The 14,610-nt window shown below is 48.8% G+C and carries 16 protein-coding genes; 8 read left to right on the top strand and 8 right to left on the bottom strand.

Features of this window, described 5'->3' with window-relative positions; all coding sequences use genetic code 11:
- Window positions 1-2 precede the first annotated feature (2 nt).
- The 7 genes from ugpE to Q0499_RS19200 all read right to left on the bottom strand — a co-directional run bounded on the left by ugpE (window position 3) and on the right by Q0499_RS19200 (window position 6,741).
- On the bottom strand, window positions 3-851 hold the full coding sequence (ugpE, locus tag Q0499_RS19230) for a sn-glycerol-3-phosphate ABC transporter permease UgpE (protein ID WP_299203016.1): 849 nt from the start codon (window positions 849-851) through the stop codon (window positions 3-5).
- Window positions 851-1,738, bottom strand: a complete 888-nt coding sequence (gene ugpA / locus Q0499_RS19225) for a sn-glycerol-3-phosphate ABC transporter permease UgpA (protein WP_299203112.1) — start codon at window positions 1,736-1,738, stop codon at window positions 851-853. The genes ugpE and ugpA overlap by 1 nt, the downstream gene beginning before the upstream one ends.
- Before the next feature lie 91 nt (window positions 1,739-1,829).
- Window positions 1,830-3,128 carry a sn-glycerol-3-phosphate ABC transporter substrate-binding protein UgpB gene (ugpB, locus tag Q0499_RS19220; protein ID WP_299203013.1) on the bottom strand — a complete coding sequence of 433 codons (1,299 nt, stop codon included), beginning with the start codon at window positions 3,126-3,128 and terminating at the stop codon, window positions 1,830-1,832.
- 263 nt (window positions 3,129-3,391) lie between these two features.
- Window positions 3,392-4,471, bottom strand: coding sequence for a molybdenum ABC transporter ATP-binding protein (gene modC / locus Q0499_RS19215; protein ID WP_299203010.1), 1,080 nt, complete (start codon window positions 4,469-4,471; stop codon window positions 3,392-3,394).
- Entirely contained in the window at window positions 4,471-5,145 is a 675-nt protein-coding gene (gene modB, locus Q0499_RS19210) for a molybdate ABC transporter permease subunit (RefSeq protein WP_299203007.1), read from the bottom strand. The genes modC and modB overlap by 1 nt, the downstream gene beginning before the upstream one ends.
- 20 nt (window positions 5,146-5,165) lie before the next feature.
- A complete protein-coding gene (gene modA, locus Q0499_RS19205; RefSeq protein ID WP_299203004.1) occupies window positions 5,166-5,921 on the bottom strand; it encodes a molybdate ABC transporter substrate-binding protein in 756 nt (251 codons plus the stop codon).
- A 25-nt stretch (window positions 5,922-5,946) separates the two neighbouring features.
- Complete coding sequence (locus Q0499_RS19200) at window positions 5,947-6,741, bottom strand: TOBE domain-containing protein (RefSeq protein ID WP_299203001.1); 795 nt, start codon at window positions 6,739-6,741, stop codon at window positions 5,947-5,949.
- Between the two features lie 538 nt (window positions 6,742-7,279).
- Here Q0499_RS19200 and Q0499_RS19195 point away from each other — a divergent pair.
- Together Q0499_RS19195 and Q0499_RS19190 are read left to right on the top strand one after the other, a co-directional pair.
- Window positions 7,280-7,846 carry an acetate uptake transporter gene (locus Q0499_RS19195; RefSeq protein WP_299202998.1) on the top strand — a complete coding sequence of 189 codons (567 nt, stop codon included), beginning with the start codon at window positions 7,280-7,282 and terminating at the stop codon, window positions 7,844-7,846.
- Between the two features lie 12 nt (window positions 7,847-7,858).
- Window positions 7,859-8,425 (top strand): cache domain-containing protein, encoded by a 567-nt coding sequence (locus Q0499_RS19190; protein WP_299202995.1) that lies wholly within the window; start codon window positions 7,859-7,861, stop codon window positions 8,423-8,425.
- A gap of 60 nt (window positions 8,426-8,485) precedes the next feature.
- Here the strand turns inward: Q0499_RS19190 and Q0499_RS19185 are convergent, their stop codons facing one another.
- A complete protein-coding gene (locus tag Q0499_RS19185; protein WP_299202991.1) occupies window positions 8,486-8,683 on the bottom strand; it encodes a hypothetical protein in 198 nt (65 codons plus the stop codon).
- Between the two features lie 609 nt (window positions 8,684-9,292).
- Between Q0499_RS19185 and Q0499_RS19180 the strand changes: the two genes are divergently transcribed.
- The 6 genes from Q0499_RS19180 (at window position 9,293) to Q0499_RS19155 (ending at window position 14,334) form a co-directional block, all read left to right on the top strand.
- Window positions 9,293-9,691 (top strand): HPF/RaiA family ribosome-associated protein, encoded by a 399-nt coding sequence (locus tag Q0499_RS19180; RefSeq protein WP_299202988.1) that lies wholly within the window; start codon window positions 9,293-9,295, stop codon window positions 9,689-9,691.
- Window positions 9,691-10,365 carry a Bax inhibitor-1/YccA family protein gene (locus tag Q0499_RS19175; RefSeq protein ID WP_299202985.1) on the top strand — a complete coding sequence of 225 codons (675 nt, stop codon included), beginning with the start codon at window positions 9,691-9,693 and terminating at the stop codon, window positions 10,363-10,365. The genes Q0499_RS19180 and Q0499_RS19175 overlap by 1 nt, the downstream gene beginning before the upstream one ends.
- A gap of 510 nt (window positions 10,366-10,875) precedes the next feature.
- Window positions 10,876-11,193 carry a type II toxin-antitoxin system RelE/ParE family toxin gene (locus Q0499_RS19170; RefSeq protein ID WP_299202982.1) on the top strand — a complete coding sequence of 106 codons (318 nt, stop codon included), beginning with the start codon at window positions 10,876-10,878 and terminating at the stop codon, window positions 11,191-11,193.
- Window positions 11,190-11,480 carry a NadS family protein gene (nadS, locus tag Q0499_RS19165; protein WP_299202979.1) on the top strand — a complete coding sequence of 97 codons (291 nt, stop codon included), beginning with the start codon at window positions 11,190-11,192 and terminating at the stop codon, window positions 11,478-11,480. Before Q0499_RS19170 ends, nadS begins: the two co-directional genes overlap by 4 nt.
- Window positions 11,481-11,834: 354 nt before the next feature.
- Window positions 11,835-13,988: a hypothetical protein gene (locus tag Q0499_RS19160; RefSeq protein WP_299202977.1), complete on the top strand. Its 2,154-nt coding sequence runs from the start codon at window positions 11,835-11,837 to the stop codon at window positions 13,986-13,988.
- Between the two features lie 112 nt (window positions 13,989-14,100).
- The gene (locus Q0499_RS19155; RefSeq protein WP_299202975.1) at window positions 14,101-14,334 is read left to right on the top strand and encodes a hypothetical protein; all 234 of its coding nucleotides are present in this window, start codon (window positions 14,101-14,103) and stop codon (window positions 14,332-14,334) included.
- Window positions 14,335-14,610 lie beyond the last annotated feature (276 nt).

Raw genomic sequence — 14,610 nt, 5'->3', positions numbered from 1 at the left:
CCTTATTTTTCAGTCTCAACCAGACCTTTTACAAACAGCCGCTGCATCAGCACGACCACCAGCACCGGAGGGAGCATCGCCAGCACGGTGGCGGGCATAACCACATTCCAGGCGACCTCATCGTCACCCACCGCAAGCATCCGCTGAATGCTCATCACCACGGTGTAGTAGTTCTCATCATTGGTCACCAGCAGGGGCCAGAGATACTGATTCCAGCCATAGATAAACATAATCACGAACAGTGCCGCGATATTGGTGCGGGATAACGGCAGCAGAATATCAAAGAGAAAACGGATCGGACCGGCACCATCCACCCGCGCCGCTTCGAGCATCTCTTTGGGAATGGTGAGAAAAAACTGCCGGAACAAAAAAGTTGCCGTCGCACTGGCAATCAGCGGCAGGGTCAGACCGGTGTAACTATCCAGCAACCCCAGACTGGCCACCACTTCAAAGGTCGGAATAATCCGCACCTCCACCGGCAGCATCAGCGTCATAAAGATCATCCAGAAGCTGAACAGACGAAAGCGAAACTCAAAGAAGACGATGGCGTAGGCGGCCATCATCGAGATGACAATTTTACCGATGGCGATCCCCAGCGCCATAATCAGGCTGTTCAGTAGCAGGGTACTGACGCTGACACCCACCGCGTCGGCGGCGTCACCGAACAAAATCCGGCTGTAGTTTTCCCACATATACTCACCGGGCCAGAACGGCAGGGTACCGCTCATAATCATATCCGAGCTGTGGGTAGAGGCGACAAATGCGATCCACAGGGGCAGCGCAACCAGTGCGATGCCCAGCCAGATAACCAGATGGCTGAAGAGCGTCAGCCAGCGACGATTCTCAACCATCAGTACTGCACCTTACGTTCGATAAACTTAAACTGGATAATCGTCATCGCGCCAACGATAAACATCAGAATCACTGACTGAGCCGCTGATGAACCCAGATCGAGGCCGATAAAACCATCATCAAACACCTTATATACCAGGGTTCGGGTAGAGCTGCCGGGGCCGCCCTGAGTCACCGCATGGATGATGCCGAAGGTATCAAAGAAGGCGTAGACGATATTAACCACCAGCAGGAAGAAACTGGTGGGCGAAAGCAGCGGAAAGATAATATCCCGGAAGCGCTTCATAGGACCGGCGCCATCAATGGCCGCCGCCTCAATCAGTGAGCGGGGGATCGACTGCAGACCCGCGAGAAAAAACAGAAAGTTATAGCTGATCTGCTTCCAGGCAGCGGCAATAATCACCAGCAACATCGCCTGATGACCATTCAGGGAGTGGTTCCAGCGAATCTGTACCAGCTCCAGCAGATAGGTCATCACGCCGATAGTGGGGTGAAACATAAACATCCACAGCACCCCGGCAACCGCCGGAGCGACAGCATAAGGCCATACCAGCAAGGTTTTATACAGTGCAGCGCCGCGGATTACCCGGTCAGCCATGACTGCCAGCAGCAGGGCAGAACACATCGACAACAGGGTTACGCCAATGCCAAAGATAAAGGTGGTGGCAAAACTGGAGTAGTACGCTTCGCTGTGCAACAGCTCATTGAAGTTATCAAACCAGACAAACTCGGAAGATAAACCAAACGCGTCTTCAATGAGAAAAGACTGTTTAACCGCCTGCAGCGCAGGCCAGACGAAAAATACCAGCGTTATCGCCAATTGCGGCGCCAGTAACAGCCAGGGCAGCAGGCGATGATTATAGGTTGAGATACGGGACATCTGTATTCCAGATCGAGCTAAACAGAAAATGGGACTCAGTCGCTAAGTAAAAAAGGGCCGGACGTAGTTTCCGGCCCATCAACACTCACCCGAGGGTTTAGCTGTTGCTACGTTCAAACTTACGCAGCAGCTCGTTACCACGCTTAACCGCATTGTCCAGCGCATCTTTTGCCGTTGCTTTACCCGCCCAGACGTTTTCCAGCTCTTCGTTGATAATGTCGCGTATCTGCACGAAGTTACCCAGACGCAACCCCTTAGAATTAGCCGTCGGAGTGCCGGACGTCATCTGTTGAATCGCCACATCAGTACCCGGATTTTCAGCATAGAAACCCTGTTTTTTGGTCAGCTCAGCCGCCGCATGGGTGATCGGCAGATAACCGGTGAACTGGTGCCAGTCAGCCTGAATTTCAGGGGAGGAGAGGAAGGTATAGAACTTCGCCACGCCTTTATACTCTTCCTGCGTATGGCCTTTCAGTGTCCACAGGGTCGCACCACCGATAATGGTGTTCTTCGGTGTGCTGATCGCTTCTTTCCAGTACGGTAGCTCAGACACACCAAACTCAAATCCCTGAATGCTGGACTTCACCCCGGCATAAGAGGCAGAAGAGTTCATATACATGGCACACTCACCGGTATAGAACTTAGGCGCGCTGTCCGAACGGCGACCGCCATAACTGAAAATACCCTCTTTCTGCCACTCAGCCAGCTGCGTGATATGTTTCACATGCAGCGGACTGTTGAACGCCAACTCGGTATCCAGACCGGAGAAACCGTTGTTCCTGGTTGCAAAAGGGATGTCATGACGGGCGCTGAAGTTTTCCAGCTGCACCCAGGACTGCCAGCCGGTGGTAAAACCACACTTGTATCCCGCATCCAGCAACTTCTTGCCTACGCTACCCATCTCTTCCCAGGTTTTTGGTGGTTCAACACCCGCCTTGGCCAACGCATCTTTGTTGTAATACAGCACCGGAGTAGAGCTGTTGAATGGCATAGAGAGCATCTTGCCATCGTTGGTGGAGTAATAACCGGTCACCGCTGCCAGATAGTCAGACGAGTTAAATGGCTCCTGGGTATCGGCCATCAACTCATAGGTCGGGTAAACCGCGCCTTTAGCAGACATCATAGTGGCAGTGCCCACTTCAAACACCTGCACAATCGCCGGCTGTTTCTTCGCCCGGAAAGCCGCAATGGCAGCCGTCATGGTCTCGGTGTAGTTACCTTTAAAGACCGGCTTTACCACATAGTCACTCTGACTGGCGTTAAACTTCTCAGCGATCTCATTCACTTTCTCGCCCAGGCGACCGCCCATGGCGTGCCACCACTCAACCTCTGTTGAGGCCTGCACATGTGCAGCCAGAAGAGAAAGCGCCAATGCACCTACTGTTTTACGAAACATAATCCACTCCGTTTATGCGTTTCAAGAATTTACGTCATAGGGTCAGATGACCGGATAGGGAGTATTTAATCAGCTGAATATTTCAAATGAATAGCGATGATGTTTCATATGAATGACATTTCTATTTCAAATGAAAGCTTTGCTTGTGCAGCAGGAGAGGTGGTTAATTAAAACTTATAGCGGCGGACTCAGGTCTCTCAACCTGAGTCCTTTATGTCGGAAAAGCGGACCGGGGTGATGTAGTTCTGCCTGACGTTGTTCGGCTACTCAACAATCGCCGTGGACTTAATCTGCGCCCAAACCGGGTCGCCCTCAGTGACACCCAGGGTATGCAGAGAACGCTGGGTTAGACGACTCAGGATAAAATTATCCCCTATTTTCAAGCGCACCAGCGCGATACCGGGATGATCGCCATCACTGATCTGATCAACCTCGGCCTGCAGTACGTTGGCGATACTGCTGTTATGGTCTGCTGTCAGTGCCAGGCTGACATCCCGGGCCATCACCTGAAAACGCACCGTCTGCCCGGGGGTAAAATTAAGATCTCTAAGCCAGATATCGCCGCCATCAAAGCTGGCCCGCGCCAGATGCCACTCGGGCTGAATCTCGGTAATCCGTGCCTCAATAATCACGCTACCCGCATCACTGGCTTGCTCCGGCAGTTCAACATTAGCAAAAGTTTCATTCAGGGTGCCGAATGATTGCAGCCGTCCCTGATTCAGCATCACCACATGATCTGCCAGACGGGCCACCTCATTGGGCGCATGAGTGACATAGATAACCGGCATCTCCAGCTCTTCATGGAGTTTTTCCAGAAAGGGCAGAATCTCCCGTTTACGCGCCAGATCGAGTGCCGCCAGCGGCTCATCCATCAACAGCAGACGGGGATTAACCGCCAGTGCCCGGGCGATAGCAACCCGTTGTTTCTCTCCCCCGGAAAGCCGGTCGGGTTTTCGATCCAACAGATGGCCAATCCCCAGCAGATCAATAATCTTATCCAGTGAAAAACCATCATGCCGGTGCGGCTGACGTTTAAAACCATAGTTGAGGTTGGCTTTAACGCTCATATGGGGAAACAAGTTAGCGTCCTGAAAGACATAACCGATCGGCCGCTGATGGGTGGGAATAAAGATCTGCTCATCCTGCCAGATTTCACCCTTGACGCTGAGCTTACCCTCAGCCCGTTCCAGGCCCGCAATACAGCGCAGCAGGGTGGATTTACCCGACCCGGAAGGACCAAACAGTGCCGTAACCCCCTGAGAGGGCAGCTGCAGATCCACATCCAGCGCAAAGCCGTCATAACTGAGCTTAAATTGAGCATGAATATCAGCGCATAGAGACATCAGACTTTTCTTCTATTGGGGTTAAAGGTGTAGAGCAGCAACAGAATCAGAAACGAAAATATCAACATCGTGATCGCCAGCGAGTGGGCCTGACCATACTCAAGTGCTTCCACATAGTCATAAATCTGCACTGACACCACGCGGGAAACACCGGGAATATTACCGCCCACCATTAATACCACGCCAAACTCGCCTACGGTGTGGGCAAACCCGAGTATGCTGCCGGTGAGAAAGCCGGGCAGGGCTAATGGCATTGCCACACTGAAAAACCGGTCTAACGGACTGGCGCGCAGGGTTGCCGCCGCTTCCAGGTAGTTCTCGCCAATGTTTTCAAACGCCAGCTGTATCGGCTGCACCACAAAGGGCAGGGAATAAAACACTGAGGCCACCACCAGTCCGGCAAAGGTAAAGGGTAGGGTGCCGATGCCCAGCGCTTGTGTTATCTGGCCGACGAAGCCTTGCGGCCCCATCGCCAGTAACAGATAAAAACCTAACACCGAGGGCGGCAGCACAATCGGCAGAGCCACCAATGCTTCAAAAAAAGATTTCAGACGGCTGCGGGTATGCGCCAGCCACCAGGCAATCGGTGTACTGACCAGCAGGAGCAGCAGGGTCACAATGCTGGCCAGCTTAACCGTTAATAATATTGCCGCCCAATTTCCATCACTGAACATCGGTGAGACTCCCGAGCTGTTTAGAGTTTATAGCCGTAGGATTTGATAATAACCGCAGCACGTCCGGACTTGAGATAGTCAAGTAACTCAGTGGCCGCAACATTATCTTTACCCTTGTTTAACAACACCGCATCCTGACGAATCGGCGCATACAGATCAGCAGGGACAATCCAGCCGGACCCAGCACTGAGCTTGCCCTCTTTCATCACCTGTGACAGTGCGACAAAACCCAGCTGCGCATTCCCGGAATACACAAACTGATAGGTCTGGGCAATATTCTCACCCTGCACCAGTTTGGCTGAAACGCTGTCGTAAAGCCCGAGTTTCTGTAGTGTTTCCACCGCCGCGGCCCCATAGGGTGCCAGTTTAGGATTCGCCAGCGAGAGATGCTTAAAGCGGTCTGAGCTGAGAATATCAGGACTGTCTGCAGCGACAAAGCCCTCCTCAGCAGACCACAATATCAGTGAACCCTGGGCGTAGGTAAAACGACTGCCCGGTACGCTCCAGCCCTGTTCCTCAAGCTTCTGAGGCTTGGCCGCGTCGGCAGAGAGAAACACTTCAAAGGGGGCTCCGTTCTGAATCTGAGCAAAAAACTTGCCCGATGACGCAAACGTAAGCACCACCCTGTGGCCGGTCTGTTGCTCAAATTCCGCGGCGATCTCCTTCATCGGTGCGGTGAAATTGGCCGCTGTGGCCACCTGTACGGTCTCAGCCTGGGCAGCTGCAAAGCCAAAAAACAATGCACAACCGGTTATCAAACGTAACATCTGTTTCATCATTAAAATCCTTTTACTCAATCGGTTAACAGGCTACGGCCAGGATGACGTTGGACGATTTAATCAGCGCGGTAACCTCACTGTCGATTTTCAGCCCCATATCGGTGACACTCTCGTTGGTAACAATCGCGGTCAGGGTCTTCCCCCCGGGCAGCTCAATAATCACCTCCGCGTTAACCGCCCCCTCATGACAGCGAACCACTTTACCGGTGAGCTTATTGCGAGAACTGGTTTTGAGGTTGTTATTGCTGGTCAGAATCACCCATGATGATTTGATCATGGCATAGGCATCGTCGCCCACCTTCAGCTCCAGATGTTCAACGCTATCGCAGGTGATGTTGGAGACAATTTCATCCCCACCACCGATGTCGAGCACCACCTCGGCGTTCACCTCGCCGGTTTTAATACGTTTGATTTTGCCTAAAAACTGATTCCGTGCGCTGGTTTTCATATCGTATCTCCTGATGATTTTGTAATAGGACTCAAAATCTTCCATCACACGGTTGAGTTGACTCAAAACCCGCTCCCGCTCTTTATCAAGACGCCGGTATGCAGACACCAGCCGACGACCATTGACGGTCAGCACTGCACCGCCGCCATTGCGTCCACCCACCCGTCGTTCAACCAGCGGGGCTTCAGCAAGGTTGTTAATCGCTTCAACAGCGTCCCATGCGGTTTTGTAACTCATCCCCATAAGGTTTGCTGCTGCAGTAATCGAGCCACAGGCGTCAATCTGCTCCAACAACTCCAGATGGTCGTATTTACGACCACGCCCCATCAGCGGGCCTTTATCCTGTTTCTGCTCGACCGGTTTCTTCATTTTGATCTCCTCAACCACAGGCTATTGAAAATAGTGTGATATAGAATGACTCCTAAAATAAGCGCTATAACGTACCACTATATAGCGATAGGCATGACCGAGTAAAACTAAGACCTCTGCAGGCTTATAGCCCGTCAACCACGCTTAATCAGCCGTACCTGATCACTTGCCATCCGATCACTCGCAATCAGATCACTCAACCGTTATTAGGTACAACTACATAGCGTAAAGCATAAGATATGCCATTCACTAACTCATTGTAAATAAAGGATTGTCTGTTTTTTATGTTGTCGTGTTTACGACAAAACAACAGAGAGAAACGCAGACAAACAGAACTCGCTGTGCTTTTTACGACACAACACCCACCCTGGCAGCCGGAAAAGTAGAGACTCTGTCGTCGCCATTGCCAACAGGAAACATGACAGATATCAATAGAATGCCGGATGCTAGCCATAGGTATCATTGTTCCCCCACAGATAGTCCATATGATGATCGAAAAATAACCATACAAAAGAAATGGATTAAGGGAGAAAAACAGATGCAACAACAGAAGCAGGGAAACCCCGCTGTCGTCGGGCTGGGGGGCTTCGGATTAACGACGATGGTGCTGCAGTTTCACAACGTGGGCTGGATGGGCATCGGCCCGGTCATCTGGCTGGGGCTGATCTTTGGCGGTCTGGCGCAGATGATCGCGGGGTTTCAGGAAAAATCCACAGGCAACAACTTTGGTTACTGCGCCTTTACCGCCTACGGCTCTTTCTGGATCTCACTGGCGTTGCTGCTGATCGGCAACCAGTTCAACATCTACGTCTCCAGCAAGACCGATATCGGCTGGTTTCTGGTGGCATGGACGCTGTTCACCGCGATTCTGTGGATCGGCGCAATGCGGATTCACGGGGCCATGGCCACCACCTTCACACTGCTGCTGATCGGCTTTATTCTGCTGGATCTGGCGCATTTCGGTTATCCACAACTCACCGTCGTAGCCGGGTATGAACTGATGCTCACTGCGCTGGCCGCCTGGTACATGATGGCGCACGTGATTTTCGCCGACGTATTTGGTCGCAACATCCTGCCAGTGGGCAACCCCTGGATCAAAGTCTGAGAGGAGATCATCATGCATTCTATTCGCAAACTTACCCGAGCAGCGCTGATAGCACTCACGCTGACAGTCACGACACTACTCACTCATAGCGCCGCAGTCGCCGACGAAAGTGCCGCCACGCCTGATGAAGTGGTCACCAAAGTTTGGGGCGCAGCCAAAGTGTTGCAAACCAAAGGGGCCTCCGCCATTCCTTCGCTCAACAATGCCGATGGCCCCTGGGTCTGGAAGGACAGTTATGTGTTTGCCTTTGATTGTCGGCTTGACCGGATGGTGGCGCATCCGATGCGCCCGGACCTGGTGGGTCGCCCGATCATGCAGGTCACCGACAATAACGGCAAATACATCTTTAAAGAGTTATGTGCTGCGGCCACGGCAAAAAATGGTGGCTGGGTTGAATATCAATGGACCAAACCGGGGGCGGGGCAGACATCGCGTAAGTTAAGTTACGCAGTGACCGCCGACCTGGCCTTCTCCACCGGCATTCAGGTTGCCGCCGGTGTCTACGATGAAACACTGTCACTAGAGCAGCTTAATAAGATGACCGCAGAGATGGCAGACCCGGGCAATTACAGCCACTAAGCCAGTTCAAACAGGAAAAAGCCCGCAAGTGCGGGCTTTTTGTCATCGACAGCAACGCTATCAGACTGAAATACACTCAGGGCAGGGCGCGGATGGCGAACACTGGTAAAGACCCGCTTCATTCAGCGGTGCCGCCGCATTACTGCGTGATCCCAGATAGAGCAACTTATCTTTTTCCGGCAGGGATGAGCAAGTCTCTTTATGCACTACAAACTCACCCGCTGCATTTGCACCCTTTTCAACATAGAACTTAGCCATTTCGATCTCTCCTATAATTATCTGTCTGTGGCAGAGCAATACTCTCTCTAGCACATCAATGACCGCGAAAGCCTGACTAAACAGCCCGACTAAATGCCCGACTCAAGAGTTCTACTCAAGCGCTCTACTCAAAAGCGCTGCTAAAAAGCTGAGCGGGGTTGTAGGGTATTCAACCTTTGTAAGGTAATTTTGTGCCCTACAGGACAAAACCGGGCCATTTGTCACCCACAGTCGCGGTCTACAGAAGACAGAGCAAAAACTATTCCGGGTTATAACGACAGGAGGATTTAAAGGCTCAATCAGCGAAAACGCTGCATTAAATACCGTAGGTTGGGATGAGGAACGAATCCCAACAAGATAGAAAGCAAATGCCTCAGGCTACGAAGTCAATTAATCTGAGCCTATTGATCCCCACTTATTCTTCATATAGTAACCGCTGCTCAACCTTCACAACGAAAGCAATGTAACCGCCTGAAGTTAAAACATTTCAGCTATAAGATCGGTTTTTTCGATCTATTTTTATATTTAATTCGAATTTTACTTGCTGTTTTCTCGTCCTAAGATAAAACCTCAACGCACAATATCCCTACCAGGATGCAGGAGAGCAAGATGAAAATTAATCTGAAGGTTCGCCATGTTTCTATAAAAAAAGGGCTGGAAGAGTATGTCCGCCGGCGGATGACGTTTGCGCTGGCATCAAGATATGACCAAACAAATCAAATTGATGTCACGCTTTCCGACATTAATGGCCCGCGAGGGGGAAAAGACAAGCGCTGCCAGGTACGCATCGTGATTGCAGGGCAGCGCGACATCGTCATAGACGATGTGCAGCAAAACTGGCAGGAGGCGATTGATAGCGCCGCCTGCCGGGCCAGCAGAACGCTCACACGACGCCTGGCACGCATACGCAGCAAGGGCATCCGTCCCAAAAACAGGCTGCTCAACGAATCGCAGCTGGGGACAGCAACAGAATACGACGAATATTTGTCTGTAGCAGGAGAACACTAATGGACAACCCTATCAGCTCAAGCCCGGCATATGCTGCGGGCTCCGACTCAACCCGTGTACAGAACCGGGTACTTAAAAACACCTATATGCTGTTGTCGATGACACTGCTGTTCAGTGGCGCGACTGCAGGCCTCTCCATGGCACTGAATCTGCCACATCCTGGCATCATTATTACCCTGGTTGGCTACTTTGGTTTGCTGTTCGCCACTTCCAAGTTTCGTAACAGCGGTGTAGGCATCGTCTGCGTATTTGCACTGACCGGATTTATGGGCCTGACCCTCGGGCCGATACTGAGTGCCTATATGAGCTTGCCAAACGGCGGACAGATCATCATGAACGCCATGGCGGCAACCGGGGTGATCTTCCTCGGCCTGTCAGCCTATGTTGTCACCACCAATAAAGACTTCAGCTTTATGGGCGGTTTTTTAACGGTCGGCATTCTGGTGGCGTTCCTGGCCGGTATCGGCGCGTTTTTCTTTGAAATAGCGGCGCTGTCTCTGGTGGTTTCAGCGATGTTTGTGCTGTTAATGTCGGGTCTCATCCTGTACGAAACCAGCAACATCATCCACGGCGGTGAAACCAACTACATCATGGCGACAACAACACTGTTTGTGTCGATATTCAATCTATTCACCAGTCTGCTTCATCTGATGGGATTCATGAATGATGAATAAAACCGCATAAAACAAGGGTGTCACCATGACAGGTGATACCCGTTTTTCAAACTGGACAGGGGAGGAGGCGGACGCACCTCCGACCCTCCCGAAGGCCCGGCACATCTGCAACAACCATCATTAACCACCGCATAACACAACCCGCCAAAAAACAGGAGCGCACCTCGCGCCCGGCAACAAAACCTGACTTAACTCCGGTGATACACCTTCAGTAAACTCACCACAGAGGACACCGAGGGCACAGAGATAAAGCGACAGGGGAGCTCCGCACGGCTGAAGCATCAAGAGTTAGAATTGTTAAGTTTGGATCAATGACTCTGACACTATTAATCTTGCCTCCTCTCTTGAGGCACATAGTGATATCTCATCCACCAAGAACTTCACTCACGTAACGATCAGGGATTAGATAAGATATATGACAGAACGCACCCTGCAGTCAGCAGTCAGCAGTCAGCAGTGTTGGTAATTATTATGGATGGAAGTACGCCAATGGCGTATCATGGAGGATAGATGATTATTGTAGAAACTCCTATATTCACAAAACTCATCAAAGAGATGCTGAGTGATGACGAATATAAATGCCTTCAGGAAGTGCTTATAACTCGTCCAGATTCTGGAGACCTGATAAAAGAATCAGGCGGGCTTCGCAAAATCCGTTGGAGTCAACAAGGCACAGGGAAAAGCGGTGGAGTACGTGTCATTTACTATTGGGCAGTCGACGATCATCATATCCGTATGCTGTATGTCTATCCCAAAGGCAAACAAGACAATTTGACGAAAGCACAAGTGGCACAATTGAAAGCCATAGTTGAAAGGTGGCAAGCATGAATGATGAAATGTTTAATGAGCTTTTAGATAGCGTCCAGCAGATGGATGAGATTGTAAAAGAGAGCAAAAAAGCATCTCGTACCTTTGATTTTCCTGACCCCGAGGTTAAGGCAATTCGTGAACGTTTGGGCGTTTCTCAGGAAAAGTTTGCAACGATTCTGGGCGTAAGCAAGCGTACTTTAGAAAATTGGGAGCAGGGGCGTCGGCACCCTACGGGAGCTGCCCGATCACTTTTACGGGTGGTCGAAGCCGATCCGGAACATGCCTTAAAAGCACTGAGCGCATAAAACAGATCGTGCTTAATCCCTGATTGAAGTTTTACATTAGCAGAAAAGCTCGTCACGTCACCGTCGGGTGACCATCGAATGGTCAGCACTATTCATCGTTATTCGATAAATAAATTTGCCACCTTTATGCGGATCTGAGCCTTTGATTTTCATATATGATCAAGTTGAAGTAGTGTTGACTTGCAAATAATACTGCCCTACTATTTCCTCTTATGCAGTCGGCTATTGAGTTTGATACTCACCGTTCCACTATTCCGCTCCCCTCTGATGCACGGGAGGTTTCAACTGCAATACCGAATTTTATTCGGTTTATCATTTTTGTGAAACCTAACTCCGTCAAATTTGGAGGACGATATGTGCAGGATAGATGCGCCTTTTGGCGACCATTCCCTTAATGAAAGTACAGACCCTGTTGAACGCTTTATCCAAGCGCTCGATGAACATAGTGTTGATGGCAATTTCCGTTCATTACTTACTGAACATTTTTCTAAAAACTGGAAGCAGGTATTTAGGGAGATTGAACCCCTTGAAGAAGCACTGAAATGTGCTCAGCAGCATAGTTCCGATTACAATAAGTTTTCTGAATTCCTGTCATCACCATCAGTGGCGTTTCGGCTGAGTTTAGAATTTACTCATAAAAAAGCAGAGTATCTTACTGGAAAATCTAATCGTGACTGCCCACTATTAGATTTTGCAATTGAGGTAGCAAGAAAGACCTTTCCTAAGTCTGCTTATAGTTTTTATAAATTAGTGTCGGAGAAAGCAATCAACGAAAAGTTTAACGACGTTTTTTTGTCTATTTTTTATGAAAACGACTACTGCTTATCAAGTGCCTTCTTTAATGATGAAGCTCTGACTTCTTTAGATTTTTCTGACAGGTCACGCTTTTTCCTAAATTACTTTAATAGCATTGCTGGAGATTATGACTCTCAGCCCCACTATCTCTTTTCGATACTGAATGAAGGGATTCTTTACAGTTCTAAAAAACCCAATTCAAATGAGCTTTTACGCGGAATTACTTTTTTAAAGTCTTGGCTTAAACATGATGCTCAAGCGGGTCGATTAGGTTATGAATGCAGAACATTGGTAGATATAGCAACTCTTGATTGGTACTACGGTTTTCAACGAGCAATCCAGTCCATTGGCAAAAACCAGTGTTTAGACAAAAACACTTTGTCATCTGCTGAAGAATGGTTGCAAAAAACATGGAAAGAGTTAAAAACCGAGTATTTTACTAACGCAAATTTAATCTCTGCTACAAATTTGGAGATTGAGTGCTGGGCAAAAGGCTTAGATGACTTCTTTATTAGTTTGTGCAATACCTGTTTTGATAACGACTCACCAGTCGAAGAGTGGCAATTACACTATGATAATTGTCTGATTCAGCTTTGTTCTAAGTTAAGCTCCTCACAAGTAGAGGCTTGGATAAAATGGACGATTAACGAAGATATTCAGTCAACTCTGCGGACTGAAAGAGCTAGCAATCTTTCGTACAGTAAGAAATGGTGTGAAAAGAAGCATAGTCCTACTTGGAAAAAAAAATTTCTTGAAGCGTTTCATAATGTCGATATAGAAAGCCAACTTCGTCTCTTAGATGCTAAGTATCCTTTTCATGGAGAAGGCGTATACCAAGAAGGTAAAAATTGGTGGAACGAACTCCTTAGAAATCTGATCAATAATGTCAACTTCCCTAATGAGTTAACCCCAAAATGGGCAATGGTCACAAGACATAAGCTTCTCGACGAGGAAAGAAAACCCTTCATTGATAAAAGTATCGGTATCCTCAGGGGGAATATCTCCAAAGGAATTAAGCCTGAACATGATCAAGAGCTAAAGCAGTTGTTATCAGAATTCGACCGCTTAGATGCACCAAAGTCTCTGCGTCATCGCTTAATGCTAATGCGCTCATCAAACAAGCCCTTTGCTGATGAATCCATTTCCCGATTTAGTTCACTTAATGAGGACCAGGCAGTTAACTGGTATTCGCCACTGGACATTCTAGCTACTGATTGGTTTTCATATCAAAAACAGCCCCAGAGGGGTGAATCCGCCACCGATTGGAGTAAAGCTAAGTCTGAATGTTATGAGTTTTTTTCACATAGGTTAGCTGAGTTTTGCCTCAGTCGACTTCGACTACGAAAAGGTGAAAAAACCAACAATGGAAAATACGATCCAGACCAAGTTATTGAAGCCTCACCGATTTGGCGACAAGGCTATTTGAAAGCCCTTGGTGAGCTGGGTTTTGATCTCAATGGCAAAGCCCACAAAACAGTATATTTCACGCAACAGCATGATCCGGATGAAAGTGTTCGTAAGATCGCTAAGGAATGCTACCGCCTGGTGCGACGTAACTCAAACAAAACACGCTCTATTGAAGATCTTAAACGTGCAATTATCGCTGCAGAGTGGTGGTTACTGATCTGTCAAAGGCGCGAGTTGAATGAGGATGTGAACTACGAAGAGGCTCTGAAAGTCAGACGCCGCTTACTTCGTAATCCACAACTTTAACACCCCATCTAAAAACTTGGTGTACTGGAGCCAGATGCTCCTACCCTGACGCCCTGCGTCCGCCATGTAAAAACTTCACGATCTGCTAGCCAGATCGTCAAGGAGTATACGTATGCACGCAAAAGAAACTAAAGTTGCAGTTAATTTATCTGTGACCTATTCATTAGTAACTATCATTCCTGTTGATATATTTGATCTAAATTGGCTGCTCACAAGCGTGAACTACTTCAGCGGGCAACTCGCCGACAGTGGAAAGGTAGCAGCTATTAAAAACACATTTAATTTAATCAGCTTACTTCTCTATGTTCTCTTAAATCATTTGGGAGCTATTCATGAAAAGGTATAGCTCTGATAAAGACTGGAATGTATATCTAAATTGCTTGGTTAAGTTCGGATGGGTCTACAAAAGATGTAGTAAGCATGGTCGATTGACCCATCCGAACGGTTCAAGGTCAATCACAGTTCCTTGTAGCCCTAGCGATCGTAATAGCTTAAAAAAATTTAGGGCACAAATTAAAAAGATGCACTGATTAAAAAGTAAAGTGGTGAAGCCCTTTTACCTAAGAGCTCCTCAAAAAAAACGCAAATAAATCGGCTAAGCCTACCAAACAATGGGCGATTT

Source organism: uncultured Amphritea sp., assembly GCF_937127095.1.
Taxonomy (GTDB): Bacteria; Pseudomonadota; Gammaproteobacteria; order Pseudomonadales; family Balneatricaceae; genus Amphritea.
Note: the sequence above shows the minus strand (reverse complement) of the source record. Positions and strands in the feature narration are given on the sequence as shown.

Excerpts from the sequence above, each read along its gene's own strand:
- ugpE (WP_299203016.1), bottom strand. The coding sequence starts at position 851 with ATGGTTGAGAATCGTCGCTGGCTGACGCTCTTCAGCCATCTGGTTATC.
- ugpB (WP_299203013.1), bottom strand. The coding sequence starts at position 3,128 with ATGTTTCGTAAAACAGTAGGTGCATTGGCGCTTTCTCTTCTGGCTGCA.
- modC (WP_299203010.1), bottom strand. The coding sequence starts at position 4,471 with ATGTCTCTATGCGCTGATATTCATGCTCAATTTAAGCTCAGTTATGAC.
- modB (WP_299203007.1), bottom strand. The coding sequence starts at position 5,145 with ATGTTCAGTGATGGAAATTGGGCGGCAATATTATTAACGGTTAAGCTG.
- modA (WP_299203004.1), bottom strand. The coding sequence starts at position 5,921 with ATGAAACAGATGTTACGTTTGATAACCGGTTGTGCATTGTTTTTTGGC.
- Q0499_RS19200 (WP_299203001.1), bottom strand. The coding sequence starts at position 6,741 with ATGAAGAAACCGGTCGAGCAGAAACAGGATAAAGGCCCGCTGATGGGG.
- Q0499_RS19195 (WP_299202998.1), top strand. The coding sequence starts at position 7,280 with ATGCAACAACAGAAGCAGGGAAACCCCGCTGTCGTCGGGCTGGGGGGC.
- Q0499_RS19190 (WP_299202995.1), top strand. The coding sequence starts at position 7,859 with ATGCATTCTATTCGCAAACTTACCCGAGCAGCGCTGATAGCACTCACG.
- Q0499_RS19185 (WP_299202991.1), bottom strand. The coding sequence starts at position 8,683 with ATGGCTAAGTTCTATGTTGAAAAGGGTGCAAATGCAGCGGGTGAGTTT.
- Q0499_RS19180 (WP_299202988.1), top strand. The coding sequence starts at position 9,293 with ATGAAAATTAATCTGAAGGTTCGCCATGTTTCTATAAAAAAAGGGCTG.
- Q0499_RS19175 (WP_299202985.1), top strand. The coding sequence starts at position 9,691 with ATGGACAACCCTATCAGCTCAAGCCCGGCATATGCTGCGGGCTCCGAC.
- Q0499_RS19170 (WP_299202982.1), top strand. The coding sequence starts at position 10,876 with ATGATTATTGTAGAAACTCCTATATTCACAAAACTCATCAAAGAGATG.
- nadS (WP_299202979.1), top strand. The coding sequence starts at position 11,190 with ATGAATGATGAAATGTTTAATGAGCTTTTAGATAGCGTCCAGCAGATG.
- Q0499_RS19160 (WP_299202977.1), top strand. The coding sequence starts at position 11,835 with ATGTGCAGGATAGATGCGCCTTTTGGCGACCATTCCCTTAATGAAAGT.
- Q0499_RS19155 (WP_299202975.1), top strand. The coding sequence starts at position 14,101 with ATGCACGCAAAAGAAACTAAAGTTGCAGTTAATTTATCTGTGACCTAT.